The sequence below is a fragment of the Planktomarina temperata RCA23 genome, from assembly GCF_000738435.1.
Classification (GTDB): Bacteria; Pseudomonadota; Alphaproteobacteria; order Rhodobacterales; family Rhodobacteraceae; genus Planktomarina; species Planktomarina temperata.
The window spans coordinates 1,344,854-1,370,847 of record NZ_CP003984.1 but is presented as its reverse complement, the minus strand read 5'-3'; the positions used below and the strand labels follow the sequence as shown (position 1 = coordinate 1,370,847).

Sequence of the window (25,994 nt, the reverse complement as noted above, 5' to 3'; positions counted from 1 at the left end):
TTCAACCTCTCAAGCAAAACAGTATCTGACGAACCGGCAAAAACACTTAATCTATTAATGTATGAGTTTAGCTTATTCTGTTGAATTAATACTGCATTATTCGAGAGTAACTAGCAGGAAGATTTGCAACGCAAATATAATATCAAAATTTAAACCGCCTTCAATTAAAAATGAACCGAAAAGAAATTGCGGATGCAGTTTTTACGCACGGAGGTTCAATTCAGGTATCAAGTTAGAGCCTGAATAGAGTAAAATTTGCAGTAGAGTTTTAGTCATAAACAAATGTCTTATCGTCAACTATCTCCAAAGGAACAACTTCATCTCGCTCAAACATTTTGATAACCGAATTCTTTACGAAATCTTTGTCGCCCTTAGAAGTCGCTTCTGATCCGAGTAACTCCTGCAGTTTTTGCATGTCGGCCTCTGTGTCACCCATTGGCCAAAGAGCAGAACTAGCCAATTTTCTCTTCCAAGTCATTAGGCTGTGAAGTAGCAAATCGAAGGATTTTTCTTCGTATTCTGGATGCACTGATAACGGCACGTGAACTGTTACAGGTTTTGTCTGTCCAATGCGATGAACCCGATCATTGCATTGTTCTTCAACGGCGGGATTCCACCATCTCGATAAATGTATGACATGAGTAGCGGCAGTTAACGTCAAACCGGTTCCTGCAGCCTTTGGACCTAGCACTAAAACATCAAAACCACGATCATTTTTCAAATGACTTTGAAACCGGTTAACTATTTTTTGGCGTTGTTTAATCGGTGTTTTTCCATTTATTAGGTCTATGTTTTCTAAATCGTACCTAGCCTTTAATAGCTCAATGAACCGATACTGCATTTGTATATGTTCTATAAAAACCAAAGCTCTCTCGTTTTTTGAATGAATACGATCAAGAATTTCAAAGGTAGACTTTAGCCGAGCAGACAAGCTTATATATTCATCAGCGATAAGTTCTGAGGAGATATTGGGATGTACCGATACAGATCTAATATGATGCAGCATTTTAAGGGCTGCGCCTTTCTTTCCAGTTACTAATTTGCCCCTCGCTTCTTCATATGAAGTGGCTTGGTGTTCTGACATCGCCTCAGCGTGCAAAATTCTTTTCTTTTTAGGAAGTTCTGTTGCAACGTCATCCTTTAATCGACGAATTGCCATAGGCGGCAAACCATCAACATCTTCAAAAATTAGTTCATACAACATTTGCATCTTGTCTTGATTTGGTGCTGAAAACTCTTGTCTAAACTTACTGAGTGGAATTAATCGACCAGGGGATATCTGATCTAGTATCGCCCAAAGATCACTTGTGGAATTTTCAATTGGCGTTCCCGTCAATCCAATTCGGAAATCCGCTTGCATAGCTGTACCTGCAAAAGCCCGCAACGATCCTGGGTTTTTCATGGCCTGGATTTCGTCAAAAACCGCTACAGAGAAAGGGATACGACCTAATGAATGTTGGTAGTTTGTCAGTGTCGTGTAAGTCGTTAGAACCCAAAATGTATGGCCTTGTCCCTGTTTGGTGGCTTCAATCAAGAAATCAAGATCTAATAAATCTTCACCAGTTTTAGTATCTAAACCATTAGCACCAATACGTTTTCTCGCACTCGTTGCGGTGCCATAGAGTCTCACCAACTGGCCAAGACCTCCACTGCTCATATGGTTTTCTACTTCTTGTTCCCAATTTACTAGAAGCGAGGTTGGAGCAACAATCAAAACCGGACCTTTTGCCTTGGCTTCTTTATCACTACTTAATTGCGCTCTCATCCAGGCCAGAAATGAAAGTGTTTGCAGAGTCTTTCCCAGTCCCTGCTCATCTGCATTTAAAACTCCCGGCAAACCGGCTTCCCAAGCATTTATCTGCCAATCCAAACTATCTTCCTGATGCGGTCTCAGCTGCGTTGTAATATTTTTTGGTGCAGCCATCGGAATTGTAACCGATCTGGGACTAATCTCTGCTCTCCATTTCAACTGCTCAAAATTATTTTCAACATCTAAGATTATGGGCCCATCTGCTGTATCTCCACCTGGAACTTCTGAAGGCTCAGCGGGATGAGTCTCTGTATCTTCCTTTGAGGCCAAAAGCGCATTTATTGCTTCAATGCTTGCTTCAGATGCTGGTATTTCGTTACCTCGAAAAACAATAATATCTTTTCCTAAATCGACCGCTGTCTTTAATTTTGACTTAACCTCCTCTAGATCATTGATTGGTAGATCTTTTAAAAAGTCTCGTTGAGGTTCATCAAAAATCTCCGGTAGCCAAGTTGTTGCAGATCCATCACCTCCAGGTAGTGAATTCCCCATATAAACTGTCTTACCAGTGACACGTTCAGAATATTCTGCCGTCTCAATAAAAACGGGAAATGAGGCCTGCTCAATTGTTTCTTCTTTTTGGGCATCCGACAATCCGTCTAACTTACCGTTCTTACTTAGATAACTTTCAATTGCTTCATTAATTTTTAAGCGGGGGTTTTTGATAAACTCCCGTCTTTCTTCAATAGAAGCCGATTGCATATTCGCCATAACATCAAGTGCTGGCTTAGAAGATGGCTCTACCACCATGTAGCTTCCATCACCAATCTTATAAGCGCTCAAAGAACCTTTGCGCTCAAACCGATCTTGAAAGTTTTGCAGTTCATCTTGATCGAGCTCACTCATGGCAACAGTTACTGTTGTTTCCGAGCTGATTAACTGATCGTCAATATGTTGGTTTGAAAATGGAATAACTTCAAAGCTTCCAGTGGTTTCATCCTGATCTGGCAGTATCGAGAAACCATCTGAAATCTTCACCTTAAGATTTGATAAAAATTGACTCATTTCGACCGAACTAGTCGAGCTGTGTGCTGTATCAAAATCCGGCTCAAGTGCTTTTCGAAACTTAGCCATTTGGTGCCAATGATGCTCTAAAGACTTCTGCGCTAACTCTGTTTCAGCTAAATCTATTGCTTGAAGCAACCAAAATGGAATCCGCCTCAAGCCTTCAGAGGTTTGCAGTATAGCACCTATTCTTTTTGGGTTCTGCTTTTGACCATTTAATGACCAGTTATATTTTAATTGAAAACTATCATGACCAGGAATTGAAACAACGTCAGTTTCTAAGGTGAGGTGACTGATAGGTGGCAGGCCTAATTTTTTTGCAGTTTGAGACGATATTGACGCAGCTACCTCGTGCGAAAATTGAAGCCTATCCTCGCTTATATCCAACTGAGATTGAATGTTATCGGCGCAAAACTTTAGATCCGCTATCGCTAAAGCAAGGTTTTGATCTTCTTTACTTAACTGTGACAGGCTAGTTTTAATAGTGCTACTGAGAAAAAACTTGAGAAATCCTTTACGGATCCCCAAAAAATTAATGATTACGCCTTCGTTGGAGTAATTGAACTCTATTTGCATGAATTGTGCTCACTTATAAGAATTGATCTATACTCACCTTATTTGCCCGCAAGTTTTGTAAGAAATTCTCAAAAGCGTTAATATCTGTTCGGGTCAAATTCTGCTCACCTTCTTTGATTTTACCAAGCGCAGTTTTCGCATTTGGGGATATCGATATCCTATTTTGATTGGCTGCGTTGACTAATTCATTAATAATTGGCTGCCAGAGTGTTAGTGCGCCATGTCCAGAAGTTTCTTTGAATATTGGTTTTAAAAATCTACTCAAATTTGGATAATCTTCAGCAGAAATCACACTCTCTGTAAATAAATTTTCAAATTCTTTTTTATTTGAGGTATTCAACGTTTGGCCTTTCTGTACCCTCCTTATTGAACTTCTCAAATTAAAAGAGCTGTAATCATTTTGGCTAAATACCGATTGCAATTTATTGACTTCAGCAACCATCAAATGGTTGTCGATATCGAAACTTTCGAGAGTTGGTCTTCTGTGATGCATAGGCTCACTTTGACTGGCCTGTGCCGACTGTGAGCCTTGCGCTCTTAGTGTTGGACTGTAAGCTGCCTCGACGTTTTGGTTAGACCTGTTTCCAAAACTTCGTCTCACCCGAGCAGGTTCATATTGGCCGTCGGTAGCGGCGTTTCGCTGTTCCATACTTCGGTTTGAAAAACTGCGGCTTGGATCATCCCAATTCACAGGTTTGTAGGTCGAATTTGGCACTGTGGCATAAATTTTTTCCATTACCCAGCTCTGCCAAGACGGAATATGGCTATGACTTTTTGAAGCCGGGGACTTACGCATAATATCTGCGTCGCAATGATACCAGGATTTAAATAATTTCGGCGCTACTCTATCTGATATATTCCAAACATGCGTTTTATAATTATGGCAACCATCGACGAATATTTTATTCCCAATTTTCAAGAAAAGAAGAGATGTTTCTGTTCCATATCTGCCTGTTTGTCTAGCAAATCTAGTTTCGCCTAAATCTGACTTTCCGGAAGATAAGTTTTGCCGAGCATAGCGTTCTGCTTTAGGTGAGAATGCCACCCAAGCTTGATCTACCAACTCATCGTCATAAAGTTTGAGCCAGAAATCTCGCCTTTTAATCCACATTTCTTCTTTTTGGGTCGCAGTAACCACTGAAGTGAAAAAACGTAGATCTTCTTTAGTGAGCCAACTAAAAATTACATCTTTATATTTTTGCTCTACTGCATTCCAACGCTCGGGTCGTATTCTTGGATCGTCGTAAAGAAGAATTAAATTTTCGGTAATGTATTGGCGAAGTGGTTCTGGCGGGGTTTCTTTCAGCCAATGATCAATGAGAGCTTCAACAACGATTACATTACCGGTAGCCTTAACCTTTCCTGACTCTGGAATGAGCCATTCGAACAGCTGTTTAATATTGTCCAGATTTTTAAGATCGGGAGCGAGTTTAGCCACATATGCTTGATGTGCATAATCCATAATGCCAGAGGCAAATGGATCATTAAAGCCAGCCTGCTTTAACGAGACCCAAGGAGTTTTTCTCAATAACATAAAGTCCGCTATAGTTTCAGGGGCTTGCTGTGGTAAAAGATAATCGGGAAACTCATATAATATGCCTTTCCATTTTTGACTTAATAATTCAGTCTTTAATACTAGCATCTCTCCAAGTTTTTTCGTATTTTCAGAGCCCAAAGAAAAAGTGGAAGAGTAGATACGCATCAGTGCGTTTACTATTGATGGCTTCGTCGTTGCTCGCAATTCATTAAATGCAAAATCTGTAATAACCTGCACATCAGGTCTATTATTGTACCTTTCCAAGAACGCAATATTGAAACCCGAAATTACAAACGATATTTTAACATCTTCCCAGATGTTTTTAAAAATAATATCATTTAATTGTAATAAAATTTTTTCGTGATCTTCTTCTCGTGCCTCAGGGTTAATGTCTGGCCAACGATCAAAAATTCGATTGATTGCTGACTCCACATAGTTGGTATTTGGTACAGATGACGGTGTTGCTGGTTGGCTACGACGAATTAGAACTTCGCTAAGAGACATCACTTTACCTCCTCAAGAAGGATTTCAAGATCACTTTTGATCCGCCTTTGAATAATATTGATCTGATCTCTGCTTACTGGAGTGAACATAATCAATCGTAGATCAATACGACGATTTTCAGCCTTCATCTTGGGGTCAATGTTGACAGGGCGCATATCCCCATATCCAGCGATTGATATTACAGGCTGCCCTTTCAAATTTTGATAGGATAGCAGGTTAGGCTTAGCGTCTTTCATTGCAAAAAATGCTGATGTCGCTCTTTTAGCAGACAACTCAATATTCCTATCTCTGCCATCTGCTCCTACGAACCTAGTATTATCGGTATGGCCTTCAATCTGGATTGCTTCAATTAGTATCCCATCTGGATTGCAGGATTTATAGTCAGGCTCTTTTGGATTTATCGTAAAGCACTCAATTGCATCCGTGACCAGAACTCCAACCTTCTCAACAATCTTTCTTTTTAATGAGCTTAATTGGCTAGATCCAGATGTGAACAATCCATCACCTTTGAACCTCAACGCATCATTCTCCGGACTTACTTCTACTAGAATATTCGGGAATTCTATTTTTAGTTTTCTTTCAATTTCAGATAAGATGGCCGTTCTTCGATATTGTGACTCAATCAAATAAGCTTCTAACGGATCATCTTTTAGTTTTGCCTTAAGCTCTTCTAGCTGTTGCTCTAATTCAGAAATTTTTTGATTTTTTACAGTAACTTGATCATTGAGATTTTTGACACTACGTTCTAGAGAGGCAATTATGTCATCCTTTGATCTGAGCAACTCATCCTTTTGATCGATTACCTTTAATAAATCATTCTTTTCATCTTCAAGCTTCTGAAGCTGATCTGTCAAATCATTGTTTTTTAGAGTTAAAGATTTGATTTTTTCATCTGCCTGCGCTAAATCGGCCTTTAACAAGGAAACGTCTTCTTTAAGTTCAGAAATTTTACGGAGAGCAATTTTAATTTCACCATCTAAACGAGAATTCTTTGCAGTGAGCTCAGTATTTTGGTTTGTTAAATTTGAATTCTCTAACTTAAGTTTTTTTATCAACGTTTCCAGCTTATCGATCTCTATGTTTAAGCGCTTCACCTCCTCGATCAGACCATTACGCTCTAAAACAACTTCCTCATAGATCGAACGTGGTACATTATCTTCATCCGTAAATTGTACGGCGAAGAATGCCAGTAAAATCATAACAATAAACAAAAATGAAACGGTCATATCCGTCATTGGAACAAAGACAGACTCCTCTTCGTCTTCGTCTCTGCGTTTTCGTCCAAGGGACCTCATCTACGCTGAACTCCAGATTCTGGAATAAACTGCTCTGCGTGCTCCACAACCTCACGCATTTTGTCCAAAGCAGGAGTTAAGCGTTCTGTAAGATCTCTTGCGTGAAGTTTCATCTCTTCAAGCTGACTTTCAACATGCTCGGCATAAGTTTCAAATGCTACGCCAAGTTTTTCGTCCAACTCGTCCAGACGGTCACCTTGCCCTCTAAATTCTTCGATAACATCTTGCATTCCTTGAAGCGCATTCTCCAGTGCGGACTGTTCACCTCTGATTATTTCTACAGCGGAATTCAATGCATTTTCACTAGATGCCATGAGCTGCTTTATACCCTCCGTCAGGGTATCATTAACATTCGCTGTGGAGTCCTCTAAATCACTAATAGACCCAGCAATAAGCTCAATAGAACGATTGATGGGTGACGTTACTTTTGAGAAATCTTGCGCAGATTTCTCGAAAGATGAAGCTGCTTTTTGCGTCGCATCTGCACCAAGTTTAACACTTTCTGACATTACTTTAAATTGGGCGCCACTTTCTGAAATATCAGAACTTAGAATGGCTATTTTTGCCTGCAAATCGTTCAATGGTGCAATGAGCGTGTCCGAAAGGGAATTTGCTTGCTCTGTAATTTGATTTGCAGTTTGGCCAAAGCTACTCGCAAGCGCCTCCCCAGTATCGAGCATACGTTCCCTGGTGCTTCCCTGAACCTCATCTATCATTTGTTTAAGAGCCAATACCGAAGATGAAAGTTCAGCACCTATGTTAGCAGAACTTTGGTCTATTTTATCTCCAGCAGCCTGAATGCTTAATGAGGCACTTTCTAAGGCTCCGCTTACATCTTTTGAAAACTTTTCAGATAAATCACTGACCATCCCTCCGACACCCTCAGTTCCTACTTCAGTAACTTGAGAGATTAACGGAGACATTGCGTCAGAAATCGATTGTGCAATCGTTATTGGTAGATCCTCCTTGAGCGGCCGACCTAACTCGGCAACGAGTTCCAAACCAATAGTTCTAAAATGCTCTTTTTGTTCCTTGATCGCTGCGAGTTGATCCGATGCAATATCTTCCAGAGATATAAATTTCAGAAGAAATTCAGTATGGTTGGCCAATTCATGTAATCTATTCTCGATTTGCGAAACACCGGTGCGAAGCCTGATAGTAAAAATTATCGAGCAGGCCAATCCAGTTAACGACATAACAAATTTTGCAGAGGCCGTTTCTAGCAAGGTTTGAAGGCTAGCTTTGAGCTGCGCAGCATCCATTCCACTAACCTTTAAGCTATCCAGCGCAGCAACTAGGCCCAAAAATGTAAGAAACAAACCAATCGTAACGAATAAACCAGGTACGATTTTCCAAGACCCAGGAGTGAAATTAAGGTCTTCAGCATTGAAAAATGTTGCCGGCCTCACAGAATTGCGAAGGTGACGGCTATCGCCCTCTCCATATAGTACAAGGGTTTCTTTATATTCTAGCCAACCACGTGCCAATTCATCATAAGCGTTTTGCCCCCAACGCTTTCTAACTTCTATGTCAATATCTGTTATGTTCTGCGTAAATTCTTGGGGGGTTTCGTAACTTTTTATAAGTTTATAAAGCCACAAAATGGCTTGGCTTTTTCGTCTTACTTGAAACGAATAAATAAGTACTCCAATAATCAGGAAGACAAAAAGTAATGCTGCAACAAAACCAGGCGCAGCACCTTTTTCTGATGACAACGTATCAAGGTTACTTTCGGTTAAAACACCAGCCAACCACAAAATTGCTTTCTTTACGGGCAAACCAATAGCTTGAATGAATTCCATTAGTGCACCTACCATCTTTCCTATTACTTGACTCAAATATTTCATAATGAGACGCTTGTCATCAGCCAAAGCGAAATTTCTTAGGACAGAGCACACACCACAAATGGAATTCAGAATAGCAGAAACATTTCAAAAGAGCCTTGAGAACTTGACTAACCAAGAGCAAAAAATCGTTAAGGCCAAAGCTTTTGACATTCAATTGAACATCTCAGGTAATTCAAACCAATTTCATAGGTTAGATCGAGCAAAAGATAATAATTTTTGGTCTGTTAGAGTAAACTCAGATATTCGTATAATTGCGCATAAATCTGGCAAATCAGTAATGCTGACATACGTTGATCATCACGATGATGCTTACAAATGGGCCGCTAATAGGGTCATCCGAAAACATCCCAAAACCGGAGCCGCTCAAATTATTGAGGTCAAGGAGTCCAGTAAAGATACTAATATCTGGGGTACTTCATCAGCCACTCTTGCACCTGATAAGTTATTTGCCGAACTTGATGAAGAACAATTAGCTGCAATTGGTGTCCCAGAAGAGTTCGTTTTTCATGTACAAACTTGCGATGAATCTATGTTTTTTGAACTCACTGAAAAACTTCCAGCAGAGGCATCAGAAAAGCTGATTGAATATGCGGCAGGAGGAATTTCTGAAGACGATTTAGTTCTACCGACACCCACATCCCAAGACATCGAATTGGAGGATGAATTGGGTTTGAACCATCCGGATGCAAGAAGGCGATTTGCTTTGGTATCAGACGAGGCTGGTTTACATGCAGCGCTTGATTTTCCGTGGCATAAATGGACCGTCTTTTTACATCCAGAGCAAAAGAAGTTCACAGAGCTATCATACAATGGATCAGCACGTGTCTCTGGATCAGCAGGCACGGGAAAAACAATAGTTGCACTTCATCGAGCTGCCTATCTGCACAAACAAGATCCAACAAAAAAAATACTTCTCTGCACTTTTACAAAAACTCTTGCAGCTGCACTACAGCAGAAACTTGAGATACTTTTAGCAAAAGACCCATTAGCATTAGATAAAATAGATGTATTTCATTTGGAGGGCCTTGCCTCTGCACATTTGAAAAGAAATGGGCAAAACCCTAACATTGTGTCCAAAACTCAGCTTGTGAACTTTCTTCAGAGATCTGCTCAGTCAGCCGAAGTCACGAATTATGAAAACGGTTTTCTGTTGTCCGAATGGGACAACGTAATTGATGATTGGGGTATTGAAACATTACAAGAATACACGGACCTTTCTCGTTTAGGTCGAAAGTCAAAACTTGGCATCAATCAACGAAAAGACTTATGGCTAATCTTTGAAGAAACTAAGCTGCTTTTGAAAAAGCGTAAGTTAACCACATGGTCACGCATTTTTAGGGAGTTAAACTTAGCACATGATAAAGTTGCCCAATACGATCACGTAATTGTTGATGAGGCTCAGGATATTTCTTCTGCCGAGCTCTCTTTTTTGGCTAGACATTACGGCAAAAAGTCCAATGGATTGTTCTTTGCAGGCGATATCGGACAAAGAATTTTCCGAGCGCCATTCTCGTGGAGTTCGCTTGGCGTGGACGTCAGGGGGAAATCAAATATCCTGAAGGTCAATTACAGAACTTCCCAGCAGATTAGAGCGCAAGCGGACCTGTTATTACCAAAGAAAATTAAAGATGGTGATAACCAGGCAGAAGATAGATCAGGTACAATATCAATTTTCAGAGGTGAACTACCAAGAATTATTCTAAATGACGATGAGGTAAGCGAGGCACAAATTGTTTCAGATTGGATAGAAAAACAAATTTCTGAGGGTATAGCTCCTACAGAAATTGGGGTGTTTGTTAGGACAGAGCATCAATATAAAAGAGCTCTGAACGCTATTAAAAAAAGTGGAAACACTGGGGTCGTCCTGAACTATAAATTAGACGGTGATGATAGCTCAATAAACTATGGCACGATGCATCTAGCTAAAGGCTTAGAATTTAGATCGGTTGCGGTGATAGCTTGTGATCAGGACGCTTTACCACTGCATGAAAGGATGCGGCTATTTACCGAGAAAGCAGACATTGAAGAGATAGAAAGAACTGAGCGGCAACTTCTTTATGTAGCCTGTACTCGAGCTCGAGAAAGTTTATTGGTAACTGGTGTCGGAGCTGGCAGCAAATACCTCTATGATCTTGCATAAAATACTGAAAGGTCACGAGTCGTCCCATAATTCTAGAAACAAGTAACTACAATCAAAGAGATTTTATTTTTATTACCACTGCTGACAGATCATCATTGCTGCCAGATTTTTTTGCAATCGAGCACAGTTTTCTACTAAAGCTTAACTGTTTCGATTGGATGGTCATTTTTATTTGTTCTTTATCTGCCCAATTACTTACACCGTCTGATGTTAGTATAAATACATCTCCAATTTTGAATTTTCGTTTCACTATGCTAGGATTTGGTTTTGTTATCCCTCCACCAAGGCACTGCTCAATGACATTAAAGTGCGGTTTTGATGATTTCACGTCCTCTGTTAAATTAACCAGCTTGTCACCGTTCAAGTGGTAGCAAGCGCTGTCGCCCAAACTAAATATTGTGACCAAGTTTTTTGTAAAAATTAATCCCACCAGCGTTGCACCTAAAGGGCGTAATGAGCCTAATCCAATATTCACTAATTTGTCATGTGTTATGGAAATCGCCGTTAATATGTCAAAATCCTCTTGGCTTTGGAATAATTCAAAAATGCTATCGACGGAGAATCGACTTGCGATTTCTCCATCATCGTGTCCGCCAATTCCATCACTTAACAAAAATAGTTCAGATTTTTGTTCACACAGATAATTTAACGAGAGTTCTGTGCCGCCCCCTGCTCCACCCCGCCAGCTTCCTATACCAATACAGTCTTGATTGATGGATCTGCGCAAGCCCTGCTGCGTGTACGCATCTATGGACAGGCTTAATTGGTCCATGCCAGCCGCTTTTTACGCTGTTCGGTAAGTTTGTTTAATTTTCTTCGAAAATCGTCAGTGTCGTGGGGTCTTAGATTTGGGTTAAACGACAATGCAGATTTAATGAGATTCACAATCGCTTCATCAAGTTTAGGCGCTATTTCAGCATCTAAAATTTCCAATGCTTCCTCAGATGAATCTACTGATCGATCCGCCATTAGTTCAATAGTTACTATAGCCCAAGCGAATAAATCCCATGTTTTTTGATGAGAAATTTCTTTTTTACCTTGCGCTGAAGATGCGATGAATTCAGGCCGGTACGGCCGTGTTCTCAGGCCGACCACTGTATGTTCACTCTCTTTGATTGTATCACGTGAGAAAGTTTTAGATGTACCAAAATCGCACAACAACGGCACAAAGTTGGCACTTTCAACCTCGTTATCTACCCAATCTAAAAGTATATTGCCTGGCTTAATGTCCCGATGAAGAATGTTATTTGCATGCGCATGAGCAATTCCATCTAAAATACCATGAATTATTTGATGTTCATCAAGCCAAACATCCGTTTCTGTATCTAAATTATCTTCTAAATCATCGTCTGGAATGTCTTGCAGGTTTAAATCATAAGTCCCTTTGAAAGCACTAAAAATCAGGTCGGCAATCTCGGACTCTGTCCGCCCTATGTAGTTATCCAAGCTTCCAAGTGGCATCCAAGGCGAAACGATATAAAATCGAGAGCTGTCCGCAATTTGATCCCACTCAACAATTTCTAAAATATTCGGATGATCTTCTAAACTTCGCAAAGCATTGATTTCGCTATCTATAGCCCTGCGATGAGCATCGTTAGAAAAATTTGCAACATCACCTAAAAAATACTTTATAGCATAAAACTCCCCATCATGGAGACTTCTGGCTTTAAACATTTCAGATTGGCCCGTTTTAGAGATATAGTCTTCGATAATAAATTTATCATTAAACACGAATTGCTTCAGGCTTTCAGGCCACCACTTCACAAATTCATAGTATGGTTCCTGACAATCCGAAGGAACATACCACTTTTTCAATTTAGAATTGAAACGGCAGCCTCTCTTTTTCAACTCGTGACGATCATGGTATGTGTTTTCAAGATATGACCAGTATTGTTTAAATTCTAATGGATTTTTACCAGGAGGCAGATACCAAGCTTTTGCCATCCTATCAAACTTAAAGCCATTATTTTTTGCCCAATCCTTATCTTCAAAAGGAACGGACATATAAAGTTTTTCAAATGTCACAATTGAAGACATAATTCGCACCATCCGACCAAAAAAATGTAGACTTATTAAAGCTAACATATCAGATTAGGCAAATGTCGAGAAATAGAAATTTGATACCTTCTGGCACGGTCGTATTCCTCAGGCTTATCATATTACCTGGAGGCCACAGTGACCCATCACAAGGTTGGACCAATGGGTTAGCTACGATATCAAAAACTGGGTCTGTGTATATTCGGGCAGAGTGCTCAGTCACTGAAGGTAGACACATTGGTAAAAAATTTGAAATACGGATTGGTTTGAAAAGCCCAAAGGGGCCTTGGTGGCGCAAAAGAGGCCGAGAACTAATTTTAAACATCTTAAATTCAAAACATGCTTTGTCCAAAAACGAAAATTCGGAGAAGGCCTTAAGATGCCGGCGTTTAAAATCGTTGAAAGATTTAGACGGTTCCAAATTTCAAGCAAAAATCAAGATTGCAAAAGATTATAAAGGCTACGAGGTAAATGAAATAGACGAAGTAATTATTCCCGAAGACAGTAACATCGAAGTTCATTCCCCACGATTGCGGCAGACTGACTTGACTTCAAAACTTACTGCGGCGGTCAGTTCACCCATGTGGATGAGGGAGTAACTTAAATGCTACTTAGGCCACGCCAAAAAGATTTCGTTGAACGCAGCCTTGTTGCTCTAAAAGCTAATGGAAACGCCCTTGGCATTGCTCCTACCGGAGCAGGTAAAACCATTTTGTTTTCGGAAATTATTGGCCAGTACATAACAGGTACCAAGGCGAAAACGCTTGTTCTTGCACACAGAGACGAGTTGACCGAACAAAATCAAACAAAGTTTTCGTGGGTAAACCCATCTATCGCAACCTCAGTTTATAACTCAAAAACCAAAGACTGGAGTGGTCAAGTTACCTTTGCCATGGTGCAAACCCTATTTGCGTCCGACAATATCAGCTCCATGCCGAAAATCGATCTACTGGTCATTGATGAAGCTCATCACGCCGCTGCAAACTCTTACAGGACGGTTATAAATCACGCTCTAGCTTTAAACCCAAGCTGTATAATATTTGGAGTTACAGCCACCCCTAATAGAAGCGACGGCAAGGGCCTCAGAGAGGTTTTCTCTCAAGTATCAGATCAAATTTCTCTGGGAGAATTGATCCGTTCAGGTCATCTTGTTACGCCAAGAACGTTTGTAATTGACGTAGGGGTCAAAAACCAACTGTCGAGTGTGAAAAAATCTGGCGCTGATTTTGATATGAGCGCTGTTGATCAAATTATGAACCAACGCCCTATTAATAATGCAGTGGTTGATCAGTGGCTCGAAAAGGGTGAAAGCAGACAAACAGTTGTGTTTTGCTCTACCGTGCAGCATGCAGAAGCAGTCACCGAAGCATTCAGAAATAGAAATGTTCTAGCCGAAACCATCACTGGACAACTTTCTAGCGCCGATCGTTCAAATATCTTAGATCGCTACGCTCGTGGCGATGTAACAGTGATTGTTAATGTGCAAGTCCTGACCGAGGGATGGGATCATCCCCCAACAAGTTGTGTCGTATTACTTCGCCCAAGTTCGGCTAAATCCACCATGATCCAAATGGTTGGAAGGGGTTTGAGAACAGTCAACTCAGAACAACATCCTGGAGTCATAAAAAGCGACTGCATCATTTTAGATTTTGGAACTTCTTCCATACTGCACGGAACGCTAGAACAAGATGTGAGCTTAGACGGTGTTGAAACTGAGGGTGTTGCACTCACAATGACTTGCCCAGAATGCGCCGCAGTCGTCCCACTGGCCTCCCAAGAATGTCCAATGTGTGGTTACGATTTCCGCACAGAACGAGACAAGGATACACCAGAATTAGTATCGTCCATAGAGATGATGGAGATCAACTTACTGAACCGTTCAAGTTTTGAATGGGTAAATTTGTTTTCGGACCATTCTGCGTTCATCTCAGCAGGCTTTGATGCTTGGGGAGGCGTCTTCTTCTATCAAGGACACTGGTATTCTATTGGCGGTAAAAAGGGCGTGAATCCCAAAGTTTTGTCTGTTGGAAAGCATATAAATGCATTGGCCGCTGCAGATGATTGGTTAAACCAGAACGAAACCGAAGATGCAGCTCATAAAACCAAAGCATGGTTGACTGAAGAACCGACAGAGAAGCAGATTTCAATTTTGGAAAACCATTTAAAACTGGATTTCTCTTTGACCCGTTATGAGGCCTCGGCACATATTACTTTTAAGTTAAATAAACAAAAAATCATAGATATCATCGCCGAACAAGGAACGGATTGACCCAGGCTTTTAAGTTTCCGCCAAAATTTTGAATTTTTCAGTTCAGCCTAAGGTTAATGGCCACCATAGACTACGAACTCTTTTTGGCGTAACTCATCTGCCAACTTAGGTTCACGTTCCTTAGCATCAGCATGTAGCATTGGGCCTTCGTAAGAAATCAGAGCCGTCGCACGTTTTTTGGCATGATGAGAAGATTTGTAACCCCGTACGTGATTCAAATAACGTGCATAAGGGTGTAACCCTGTCATACCAACGTAAACTGCGTTTAGTTCACCTCTCAAACGCAACACATATACAAAGTGGGAATTGCCACCTTTTATAGGCTCAGGGACATTAGCATCGTTCAGAACTTGGTTAAGTAATTCAGGGTCAGCTTTCAAAGCTTTTTTGATAGTTTTAATTTTGCCTTTATCCCAATGAACACCACCGCAAGCTTTATTCTGGCAAGTGAACAAATGTCCTGATTTTTCAGTCTTTGCTCCACATATTCTACACGAAACACCCATAACTTACCTACCTTATAAACTTACTATTTCTATATTCACTTATAAAGGTTTCGCCATTCTTAATCATTTCACCTTGTTCGGAATGTTGGCCTTCGTCTAGATCACCTTCATACTTTTCTACTAACTCTCAATGATATGGGCTCAGCCCTGACTAAACCAGCCACGTCTGCATATTTTATGCACAACAAATCACAGCATTTGCATAGAAACCTCAAATTTAATGCGAAAGCCTGTAGCAAAAGCTATTGCACAGGATGCAGCAAGATCCTGTCGAGCAGAACACGTCGAGCCGCCTCCCCTCGACAATGTTCACAAATCCCCGGTGGTGCGTATCCCTCGTCACCATCGGGGCAACCAGGAGATATGAAATGAGCAAGGCAAAACATGATCCAAACCAGGACACTCATAAAAAAAGGCACAATTGTGGAACCGAAATAACCTATCCTTCAAATACCAGAACCTTCACATCGAATGACGCTTTTTTAAATCATCAAAGAGTGACCGCTATCAGAATGGGGGTCGCCAGCTTCCTAGCGTTAACCTTGTTTACAATAATAATTACCCTGCCAGCATCAGACGCATACGAAAGCACTAACGACTTTGTTCTGGATCAAATACTTTTCCACCTGGATTAAGGTAAGCATTAAAGCAAAATTTTTAGTATAGGAATGACACGTGTGGAATTTATTCAGTTAACGTGCTTTTGTGATCCTGAAGGTTAGTAATCAGACTGCCAATCACTGCAAAAAATAGGAAATGTTATGGGCCAAATATTTAGATGTTTAATCCTAGTGGTTTCGCTGATGCTTCCTTCATTATTGCATTCTGAAAGCTTTGGACGACACGTTTCAATTGAAAATATTGTGGTAAACTCTTCGACCACGATACCTGCTGGCTCAACAGTAAATTTTTTAGGCACCATTGATGTCTCACAGTCAATTTCCCCAAGCGGTAGGCTTGCAACATTCACTTTCGAAGATCGCATTTTTAATGCAGATGCAGCACTGTTCTATCAACCGACAACGAACTCAGCCTTCACGACATACCCCGCACGTGGCTCGGATTTGGGAAATAACGCCTCCATATGCACAACCATGACTACACAAAATAATGGCAATAGCCTGACCTTCGCCAATGAAAATTATCAAATGTATTTTGAAGTCAAAGCAAATAATAGCATCGTCGACGGCTATACAGTTACAAAGCCAGAAGACATTTTTTCCTGGCAAGACAATCAGAGTGAATTTTGCGTCAATGGCTTAGATCACTCCACATCGTACCAAATCACATTGCTGCCAGGTCTCGAAGCTAAGCGACAGTCATACTCGGTTACTTTGGATCAGCCTATTTCCTTTCAAGTGAAAACGCCAAGCATGAGCCCCAAACTAACCGTTGATGGTTCTAAAACCATTCTTACCAATGCCGAGAATGCCGTTATTCCTTTAGAGTACGTTAATGTTAATGAAATCGAAATATCGTTGCACAGGGTAGATCTGGCTTCACTGACTTCGTACAGTTCCATTTTTAATGTTTTAGATAGTTACGATGTTGACAGTCTCAGCAATTACTGGGGAGACGTTCTCACTAAAAAGACTATAAAACTTGATAGTCCACTCAACAAAAAACAAAGCATCAATCTAAATTTCTCTGATCTGATAAGCGCCGATGAGAGAGGTGTATTTGTTGCAACATTCACATCACCAGACATTGAAATCCGTTCCTACCAAAATCAACCAACACAATGGTTCTCGATTTCAGATATCTCGGTACAAGTATTTAGTGGACTCAATAAGACTGACATCCTTCTTAAAAGTTTTGAAAATACCAATCCGATTGATGGCGCCACCGTTGAAATTATTGCCGGCAACAACCGAGAACTCTTCAAAGGAACAACCACTGACGGCGGTAGATTAAGCGTATCCAACAATTTGCTCGCTGGATCAGGCGGATTCACACCTGAATATCTTGTCGTCAGTTCTGACAAATTCGGGACTAGTATCTTGCAAGTGCCCGATCTCAAGCAAAAGCCTAAGTTCCTTCGTGGTGGTGAAATAAAACAAAATCTCGAAGACGTTTATGTAACAACCGATCGTGAAATCTATCGAACTGGCGAAACGGTTTCCGTTTTCGGCGTAGTCCGGAAATTAGACCTAGATGTTATTGGAAGTGATGAGCTTTATGTTCACTTGGTAGATCGAAATGGCAATCAAATTAAAAGGGCAAGCCTTAAATTAGATAGTTATGGGGCTTTTGAGGCAGATCTCAACCTTGGGCAAAGCTACAGACTTGGGCAGTATACTGTCCAAATTAAGAGTGTAGATGACCTTATTCTTGCCAACCATGTTATCAGACTTGAAGATTTTGTGCCCCTGACTATCGAGCCTAAATTACAAACCAACAATGAAATTTGGTCACTGAACAGTACTCAAAAAATTCAATTATCTGGAGATTACTACTCTGGGGGTCCTACGGGAGGGATGAAGGCACAAATCTCGACCTATGTTAAAACAACCGACAACATAGGCGTGCCAGAATTAGAAGATTTTGTGTTTGGCAATGTCGGTAGTTCAACCACAGCGGCGTTAAACGAATTTCAGTCTGAGCTAGATTTGGAAGGCAAAATGGCTGCAACGCTTCTAACCGACTTTGATACAGATCCGTCTCGTCTATACGAAGTCTCAATCGATGGTACCGTTTTTGACGTTGGCGGTAGAGCAAACACGGCTCGGCTAAATATCCCACTGGATACAATAAGCAGCTACGTCGGCATCAGAAAAGACTTTGAAACGTACATTGATGAGGGCTCTACTCCATCGTTTACGATCGTAAACGTAACTCGAGCAGGTAAACCTCTCGACTTTGATAACGTCTCTTATAGCGTCCGAAAAATTTATTATGACTACAATTGGTTCTACAATAGTGGCTGGCGCTGGAACAGGGTCCGGGTAGATACTGAGGTCATAGAGGCTGGTATCGTTTCCGGCAAACAACTCACTGTAAGAACTCCCCTCGATTGGGGACGCTATGAAATTACCGTATCCAACGAAGCCGGGTTCAAAACAGTAAGTGAATTCTTTTCTGGTTGGGGAGCCGATGCTAAACCGGCCTCGGAGCCAGAAGAACTCTCCCTGTCTTACACAAACGGGATCTTACGAGGTAATGCAGGATATTCTGGAACTTTGTCTGTGTTAGTCGCTGATCAAGATATTGTCTCTCTGGAAACTGTATCTGTGGTCAAAGGTGATTTCGAGGTGCAGATACCCCTGCCGAATATTTCAGAGCCTGGAGCGCACCTCTTAGCGTCTTTGGTGCGTCCTATAGAAAAGGGTTCTGAACATTTACCGCAAATATCTATAGGCAAAACTTGGGTCTCAAACGTATCATCCGAGCGTAATGTAAGCCTAAAAATTAATTCTGTTAGAGATGTTGATAGCGCTACGCCAATAACAGTTGCCTTGAGCTCGCAGTCAAAGTCCGGGACTGCTAAAATATTTGTAATTGATGAAGGCATACACGCTCTAACCGGTTACCAAAACAAAAATTTGAAAGACCATTTTTTGAGTGAGCGAGCGTTAAATTTTGGGGTATTCACAAATTTTGGACAACTCATCTCCCAAAACTCAGATCTTTCTACACTCCGAGTTGGCGGTGATGGGGATATGTTATCCGCCGCTGCCGCTGCTGATAAATCTGAATTCTTCAAGACAGTAACATACGCAAGTCCCCTGCTCGATATCCAAAACGGACAAGCAGAATTTACCTTCCCGCCAACAATTGAATGGGAGGGTAAGCTAAGGGTTGTGGCTTTTAGCATCGATGATAGAGGCTTTGGATTCACCGAAGAATTTATAACAGTTCAAGATCCAGTCAGTATCGATGTGTCGATGCCTAGATTTGTAACTCCAATTGATAATGTTGTCGCAAAACTCAATGTCAGATGGAATGAATTCAAAGGTCCAATTGAGTTAACAACACGGGTTTTTGATATAAAAACGACCTCTATAATTTCGCAACCCGAGACCAACTCATACAAACTGGAGCTTCCTATTTCAGCAAAAGGCTTAGGCAGAGTTCCAATCAGTGTCGCAGTAATGGCGGGCGGGCAGGAATACACCAGAAACTACAGTATCGTTTCTCGTTCAAGTTCGTACCCAGTTACCGAGATTTCATCCACAAAATTAGAGAAGAAAAATTGGCTTGGCCTTGGCAGTGTGCAAGTGCAACCATATCAGTCTTCATTGATAGATTTGGCTGAACCCGGAAATGAGTACTCGGTTAGTCTGACCTCATCGCTGGGCATGAACCTCCAACAAGTCGTAGCTGACCTTAATCGCTACCCATATGGTTGCGTTGAACAAGTATCTTCTAAAACAAGAGGCCTGATAGCCTTATCTCAAGTAAGCGGTATTACTGAAGAAACGACCAAAAAAATTCAAATTGGGATTGATAACTTAATGGCAAAGCAAAAGTTATCTGGCGCTTTTGGCTATTGGGATCGCAATTCAGCCGTGTACGAAAGATTTCAACCGTATGCCGTTGATACCCTTCAAAAAACGTTACCTTTTGCAAGTGATAAGGCAAAAGTGAAGGCCGCAATTGAAAACGGTTTGGAATATCTCTACCGAACAAGCTTTCGGGACGCCGAGACCAAATTATACAGCTATGGTCTGCTCGCAAAAGCAGGTTACGAGGTTACTTCGAGAGCGAGATATTCAATAGATCAAGAACTGCAAAGTGACGTTATGCAAACTACGAACTCATCAAACAATTCTGCAATGCAGGTCGATGATTTAGTGTTGGCATATTGGGTTGCTGCCAATCTAAATGATACAAAAAGAATGTTTCAAATTTCCGATAACGCTCGATTTGCACTTGGACAAATGACGTCGCAAGAACCAGTACTGCAACTAATTTCGGGCGCATGGATTTCGACAGAAAAACCGCAATTTTCTAATCTATGGAGCAAATCTTCCATAGCGTATGCCCATTTGTTGACCGATTTGTCATCTGACCAGTTGGCTCCTGTATTCGAGACCATTATTCAAAATACGCATGAATATCTGGCTCAGCGACAGTACAGATCAACGCACTCGAATGCTAAATTAGTCACTTTGCAAAAGCATAAAGAGCGCTCACTTTCTGGAACCGCAGTAAGTTTAGATGGCTTTAAATACGAGCTCGACGAAACTGGTTCATTGCCAATTAGTTTGAAACAACTCACTGACGGTTTTAAAATTTCTCACAATGCGTCTTCCGCACTTTATTTGAATGTAAAGTCGACGGGGAAACGGCGGGGAATAAAAGCGCAGGACAATGGCTATCAGGTTCAAAAATGGTGGTATGATAGAAACGGTGATTACGTTGATCTCAAATCAGGCGTTCTACCCGCCAAACAGGGCGATTTGTATACGGTTGTCATTTCCATTGATCGGACCAAAAGTGGCAGTGGATCAGACCTTTTACTAACAGATCTTTTGCCAGCCGGATTTGAAATTGAAAAAGCGGTTCTAGCAGATCCAAAAGTAGATGGGGTTTTATCAGCAACACTTGATTTTGATATGGGTAAAAAAGCTTTTTACACCGCTGAAATGGATGATCGTTTCATAGCTCATTTTCAGTCTCGTTGGCATGGAAATTCCTTTGCCTACATTCGCTACACTGTGCGAGCCGCATATGAAACTAATGCAATTATTCCAGATGCAGTTGTTGAGGAAATGTATGCACCAGAGGTTAATGGTAGATCTGAAATCACGGAAAGCATCGTTTCCTCTAGATGATCGGATGGCGAACAATATACGCCGCTATTTTTGTAGCAACGGCAAGTTTGGGAAGCTTGTGTTTTTATATTCTACAACCACCCGAAGTGGGGAGGTTTAGCGAAACATCCCAAGTCATCCGATCTGAAACTGGTCAGATCATGAATCTGCGATTAACTTCAAAGGGGTTTTGGCGGGAAAGGGTGATCTTATCAGAATTAGATCCAGATTTGATAAGAACCCTAATTGCGTACGAGGATCAACGCTATTGGAAACATCATGGTGTTGATCCACTCGCATTAGGGCGAGCGGTTTTTGACTATCTAAAAAGTGGTAAAATTTCTTCCGGAGCCTCAACCTTAACTATGCAAACTGTTCGCTTAATGGATCCCTATTTAGCGAGAAGGACTTTTACGGCAAAGCTGCGACAAATGCTTGCTGCTATCCGACTAGATGCGCACTGGAGCAAAGAAGCTATTCTTGAAGCCTATTTCACGCTTGCGCCCTATGGTGGCAATATTGAGGGCGTTAGTGCAGCGTCTGAGGCCTGGTTTCAAAAGCCTCCAAAAGATTTGAGACTTAACGAAATCGCTTTGTTAGTAGCACTTCCACAATCTCCCGAACGCAGACGTCCAGATAGATATCCCGACAACGCTTATGCAGCTAAAATCGGTGTTCTAAACAAAATCCAAGGCAGGCTGAATATAGATGATGACGCTTTCAACGAAGCTCTAGTGGAACAGTTACCAGCTAGATTAATTAAGCCCGCATCATACGCACCTCATCTTGCTGACCGTCTCACTGGTTTCATTTTACAGGGAAATAACACGACAATAGACGAAGAGTGGCAAAAACAAGTTCAAAACATTTTAGAAACAAAAATCCAGGAGTTTCCCGCCCCCATACAAGCTGCCGCCCTTATTGTTGAAAGACGAACAGGCAACGTCAAAGCATACGTAGGCTCAAGCGAATATAGATCCGAAGAACGGAAGGGCGCCAATAACTTCTTGACCGCTGTGCGTAGTCCTGGCTCAACTTTGAAACCCTTGATATACGGCAAGGCGCTTCAGCGAAATTTGATAGAATTTAATGAAGTATTCAACGACGCTAATTTTTACCGTGGCGGATATAATCCGACTAACTTTGATAATACTTACTCTGGAAAAGTAACCTTAAAAGAAGCCTTGTTACGGTCTTTAAATATCCCAGCCTTAATCACTTTAGAAAAGCTTAATCCAAGAATTTTTGAATCTGAAATTAAAAATCTAATCAACGCACCTGTCACCTCAGATAGGGAAGCAGGATTGAGCTTGGCTGTTGGCGGATTTTATTTAAATGCCGAACAGCTTGCGAGCCTATACCTGATAGCGATTGATCCTGGAACGAGCAGACACATTTCGTTCAGTCCTAATCAAAGTCAAAAAATCAGTGACCAAGATGCCAAATTTTTAAACATTAGGGCTGCAAAACAAATAATGCATCTTTTGATACAAAATCTTCCTAATGGAGAGCGGGTTGCGTTTAAAACTGGAACCTCTTTTGCTAGGCATGATGCGTGGAGCATTCAGATCTTTAAATCCCACGTAGTAATTTCCTGGTTTGGCACTCCAGACAACCAGCCAACAGAAATATTAACTGGTAGAGATGCCGCCTTCCCACTTTCAAATGAAATTGGCTTAGCCCTCGGCCTCAAATCACCGGAAGTACCAAAACTCCAGATTTCTAATGGGGCTTCTCTCCCTGAAGCAGGCATCGTCTGCACAACACTTATTGATTATCCTGAGAACGGTGCATGGATTAAATCAGATAATGCTATAATTCGAGTGATCGGTTCGCAAACTGCAGACTGGTATTTGAATGCTGAAAAATTTGACGCATCTCAAAAGCAAGTTCAGGTATTAGAACCTGGTATCCAAAGACTAACTGCAAAATCTTCTGAATGTTCACAAACAAACGAGTTTTTCGTTGAATTCCAGAAGGAAGAGAATTAATGGATCAATCTTGTAAAACGAAGTTTGTATTTTACGACCTCGAGACGACCGGCATCTCGCCAGCTTTTGATCAGCCCCTTCAGTTCGCTGCAATCGTTACTGATCTTGAACTAAACGAAATCGAACGGGTCGATATTCGTTGTCAGTTATCTCCGCATATACTGCCATCCCCAAAGGCTTTAGCGGTTACAGGGGTAAGGCCAAGCCAATTGGAGAATAACAACCTGCCAAGTGCGTTTGAGTTTGCGCAAACCATTCAAAAATTTACGGAACAATGGGCACCTTCAATTTGGATTGGCTACAATTCCATTGCTTTTGACGAAGCCATGTTAAGGCAGATGTTTTACCAAAACCTTCAACCAAATATTTTTGCGACCCAGTTTCACGACAATACAAGATTGGATGTCATGAAAATGATCTTTGCCGTCCATGCTGAAGCGCCAGAGATCTTAAAGTGGCCGTTAAACGACAAAGGCAAAGTGAGCTTCAAATTGGATCAACTTGCGCCTTTGAATGGGTTTCACGCTCATAATGCGCACGACGCCCTTGGAGATGTTGAGGCAACGATTTTCATTGTTGATAAAATAAGGACTCAAAAGCCGGATCTTTATCAAAAGCTGTTTGAGGCACGTGATAAAGAGCGCAATTTGCGGCTTTTAAAGAGCTTTAAACCAGTAGATGTAACACTGCGTTTTGGGGGCAATGCGCCCAAGACATATACCGGGTGTTTTTGTGGGATCCCTCATAACAACAAAAATATGGTGGGGTTTTTCGACCTCAATCAATCAAATTCAATGGACCTCATTCACGGGACTGAGCGAGAAATAATAGAAGCAATGACCAAAAGCCCACAACGGATAAGATCCTTGAGGCTAAATCAGGGGGACACTATAAGACCCGCTTCCACCGAAAACTTCGAATGGGACCATATCTGTGCTGTTATCGAAGGTAATGAAGCTTTTCAGGCGATGGTATCTAAATGTCTGGAAAACAAATACTCTGAAGCGGAAGACATAGATCTACTGGTTGAAGAAAAGATCTTCGCTGGTTTCTATTCCTATCAAGATAAAGAACTGCTTCAGAAATTCCAAACAAGCAATTGGACAGGACGCTTAACCCTTCTGGGCGAGGTTCAAGACGAACGCATCCAGCAACTGGGTCGCAGACTAGTAGCATTTAATGCAGGACATCTCTTGGATGATAAATATCAAAATGTCGTGCAAGAATACCTAGCAGATAAATGGTCTGCTGGTGAAGCTAATGTTAGATGGGCAACAATAGCATCCGTACACGAACAGCTCAGTGAGTTGGAAAAAGAAGGCTTTGATGAAATCCTGCTGGAAGAAATGAGGATATTCTACCGAAATCGGATAAAGGCTCAGGGATGTTCAGTCGACTTCTAGTATTCGTCACATTCACCATACTGGCTGCAGGTACTGCTTTCAGCGACCAAATTCCTAAATATGATAGAGATCTATTTGGTGGCTGGTCTGATACAGACCGTGATTGCCAAAATATGCGGCACGAACTTCTCCAAGACCTTTCCACGGCTGTTGTCAGTTTTTCACAAAATGCTTGCAGGGTTACTCGAGGTAGATGGCTTGATCCCTATACGGACAAAATGTTCTATGAGAGCCGTTTGCTAGATATCGATCACTTGGTTCCCCTAAAATACAGCTGGGACCGAGGAGCGCATTCTTGGACTTCAAAACAGCGTCGACAGTTTTCAAATGATCCAATCAATCTGTTTGCAGTTGAAAAAAGTGTAAACCGCCAGAAATCCGCATCTGGACCAGCTGAATGGCTACCACCGAATATACAGTTTCGATGCCAATATATATTAAGGTTCCAGCGGGTGGTTAAATTATATGGTCTCAGTCAAAGTGCCGCTGAACTTCAATTGATAAATAAAGCTCAGCAGCAATATTGTGATTGATCAAACAATTCCAAGAAAAGCCATGAAGACAAAATGCATCAACTGATCAAAAGGGTGGGCAGTCGCTGTATCTGAGGTAGTAGATACCGGCTCAACAGTTTCCAGAACGGTTTTAGTCGGTTCGACCAATTCTTCGGGCATGCCACCCGCAGAAACAGACATTGCACTTAAACTGATTACAGCGGCAGTAAGAAAATTTTTCATTTAGGTCTCCAGATAGGTCGCTTAAAATCTCTCTGACAATGAGCGACCATTATCCATCGCCAGAGAGAAGGTTGGAGACTGGCTCTTGTTTAAGCCAGCCTTTAAGCGGTCGCTTTCCTCGGCCGCTTAAAGGTCTTTTGGCTAAATGAAATGCAGAAATGATGCTCAAATTATGCAAACTTTAAGGTAAATTGTTCAGTAAATGATGAGTCAGAAATTTTTTGCATGCAGCAAAAATTTGCCTATTTGTGAGCACACGATCAATATTTTTGTTAATGAGCAAAAAGTATAATATCAATACCTCCAAGATGGGCTGAAACACCGTCGAAACGAGCAGCAATCGACCTAAGGCTTTCTTTTCTCCCGGGGAAGCCTTTGTTTTTGAGAATAAGCCGGTTTTCATAAAAAATGAAAAGAACATGAGTACATGTACTATTTGTGGCGAAAATATTTCAATTAATCAAATGAACTCAGTTTAATCCATTATTTTTAAAAAATTCTAAAAAAGACGGTTCACTATCGAATTCTTTTATTTTTTGCGCAAGGTAAGACTTGTGAAAATCTGAAGCAGGCTGTTTCAA

The 25,994-nt window shown here is 41.2% G+C and carries 15 protein-coding genes; 7 read left to right on the top strand and 8 right to left on the bottom strand.

Translation table 11 applies throughout. From position 1 onward, the window contains the following. Positions 1–268: 268 nt before the first annotated feature. From RCA23_RS06440 to RCA23_RS06420, 4 genes are read right to left on the bottom strand one after another with little or no spacing between them, the layout of a single operon-like run. Positions 269–3,391, bottom strand: coding sequence for a DEAD/DEAH box helicase (locus RCA23_RS06440; protein WP_044049615.1), 3,123 nt, complete (start codon positions 3,389–3,391; stop codon positions 269–271). Between the two features lie 13 nt (positions 3,392–3,404). Next, entirely contained in the window at positions 3,405–5,432 is a 2,028-nt protein-coding gene (locus tag RCA23_RS06435) for an EH signature domain-containing protein (protein WP_044049614.1), read from the bottom strand. Then, positions 5,432–6,727, bottom strand: a complete 1,296-nt coding sequence (locus RCA23_RS15965; RefSeq protein WP_052377074.1) for an OmpA/MotB family protein — start codon at positions 6,725–6,727, stop codon at positions 5,432–5,434. The genes RCA23_RS06435 and RCA23_RS15965 overlap by 1 nt, the downstream gene beginning before the upstream one ends. Continuing rightward, positions 6,724–8,598 (bottom strand): hypothetical protein, encoded by a 1,875-nt coding sequence (locus tag RCA23_RS06420; RefSeq protein WP_044049613.1) that lies wholly within the window; start codon positions 8,596–8,598, stop codon positions 6,724–6,726. The genes RCA23_RS15965 and RCA23_RS06420 overlap by 4 nt, the downstream gene beginning before the upstream one ends. Between RCA23_RS06420 and RCA23_RS06415 the strand changes: the two genes are divergently transcribed. Beyond that, the gene (locus RCA23_RS06415) at positions 8,576–10,714 is read left to right on the top strand and encodes a UvrD-helicase domain-containing protein (protein WP_081870917.1); all 2,139 of its coding nucleotides are present in this window, start codon (positions 8,576–8,578) and stop codon (positions 10,712–10,714) included. The two genes, RCA23_RS06420 and RCA23_RS06415, sit on opposite strands and share 23 nt — an antisense overlap. A gap of 52 nt (positions 10,715–10,766) precedes the next feature. Here the strand turns inward: RCA23_RS06415 and RCA23_RS06410 are convergent, their stop codons facing one another. Both RCA23_RS06410 and RCA23_RS06405 read right to left on the bottom strand, forming a co-directional pair. Then, complete coding sequence (locus RCA23_RS06410) at positions 10,767–11,486, bottom strand: PP2C family protein-serine/threonine phosphatase (protein ID WP_044049611.1); 720 nt, start codon at positions 11,484–11,486, stop codon at positions 10,767–10,769. Continuing rightward, on the bottom strand, positions 11,474–12,751 hold the full coding sequence (locus RCA23_RS06405; RefSeq protein ID WP_169701355.1) for a protein kinase domain-containing protein: 1,278 nt from the start codon (positions 12,749–12,751) through the stop codon (positions 11,474–11,476). The genes RCA23_RS06410 and RCA23_RS06405 overlap by 13 nt, the downstream gene beginning before the upstream one ends. A 398-nt stretch (positions 12,752–13,149) precedes the next feature. On the opposite strand from RCA23_RS06405, the gene RCA23_RS16455 reads away from it, so the two are divergent. Next, positions 13,150–13,350 carry a hypothetical protein gene (locus tag RCA23_RS16455; RefSeq protein WP_169701354.1) on the top strand — a complete coding sequence of 67 codons (201 nt, stop codon included), beginning with the start codon at positions 13,150–13,152 and terminating at the stop codon, positions 13,348–13,350. Between the two features lie 5 nt (positions 13,351–13,355). Beyond that, positions 13,356–15,020 carry a DEAD/DEAH box helicase gene (locus RCA23_RS06395; RefSeq protein WP_044049608.1) on the top strand — a complete coding sequence of 555 codons (1,665 nt, stop codon included), beginning with the start codon at positions 13,356–13,358 and terminating at the stop codon, positions 15,018–15,020. A 53-nt stretch (positions 15,021–15,073) separates the two neighbouring features. On the opposite strand, the gene RCA23_RS06390 is transcribed toward RCA23_RS06395, so the two are convergent. Further along, positions 15,074–15,526 (bottom strand): hypothetical protein, encoded by a 453-nt coding sequence (locus tag RCA23_RS06390; protein ID WP_044049607.1) that lies wholly within the window; start codon positions 15,524–15,526, stop codon positions 15,074–15,076. A 761-nt stretch (positions 15,527–16,287) separates the two neighbouring features. Between RCA23_RS06390 and RCA23_RS06380 the strand changes: the two genes are divergently transcribed. Genes RCA23_RS06380 through RCA23_RS06365 form a run of 4 tightly spaced genes read left to right on the top strand, consistent with a single transcriptional unit; the run spans position 16,288 to position 25,209 of the window. Next, the gene (locus RCA23_RS06380; RefSeq protein WP_081870915.1) at positions 16,288–21,303 is read left to right on the top strand and encodes an alpha-2-macroglobulin family protein; all 5,016 of its coding nucleotides are present in this window, start codon (positions 16,288–16,290) and stop codon (positions 21,301–21,303) included. After that, on the top strand, positions 21,300–23,273 hold the full coding sequence (locus RCA23_RS06375) for a transglycosylase domain-containing protein (RefSeq protein ID WP_044049604.1): 1,974 nt from the start codon (positions 21,300–21,302) through the stop codon (positions 23,271–23,273). The genes RCA23_RS06380 and RCA23_RS06375 overlap by 4 nt, the downstream gene beginning before the upstream one ends. After that, the gene (locus RCA23_RS06370; protein WP_052377072.1) at positions 23,273–24,676 is read left to right on the top strand and encodes an exonuclease domain-containing protein; all 1,404 of its coding nucleotides are present in this window, start codon (positions 23,273–23,275) and stop codon (positions 24,674–24,676) included. The genes RCA23_RS06375 and RCA23_RS06370 overlap by 1 nt, the downstream gene beginning before the upstream one ends. After that, positions 24,658–25,209: an HNH endonuclease family protein gene (locus tag RCA23_RS06365; protein WP_052377071.1), complete on the top strand. Its 552-nt coding sequence runs from the start codon at positions 24,658–24,660 to the stop codon at positions 25,207–25,209. Before RCA23_RS06370 ends, RCA23_RS06365 begins: the two co-directional genes overlap by 19 nt. On the opposite strand, the gene RCA23_RS06360 is transcribed toward RCA23_RS06365, so the two are convergent. Then, positions 25,210–25,413, bottom strand: a complete 204-nt coding sequence (locus RCA23_RS06360; RefSeq protein WP_044049603.1) for a hypothetical protein — start codon at positions 25,411–25,413, stop codon at positions 25,210–25,212. Positions 25,414–25,994: the final 581 nt, after the last annotated feature.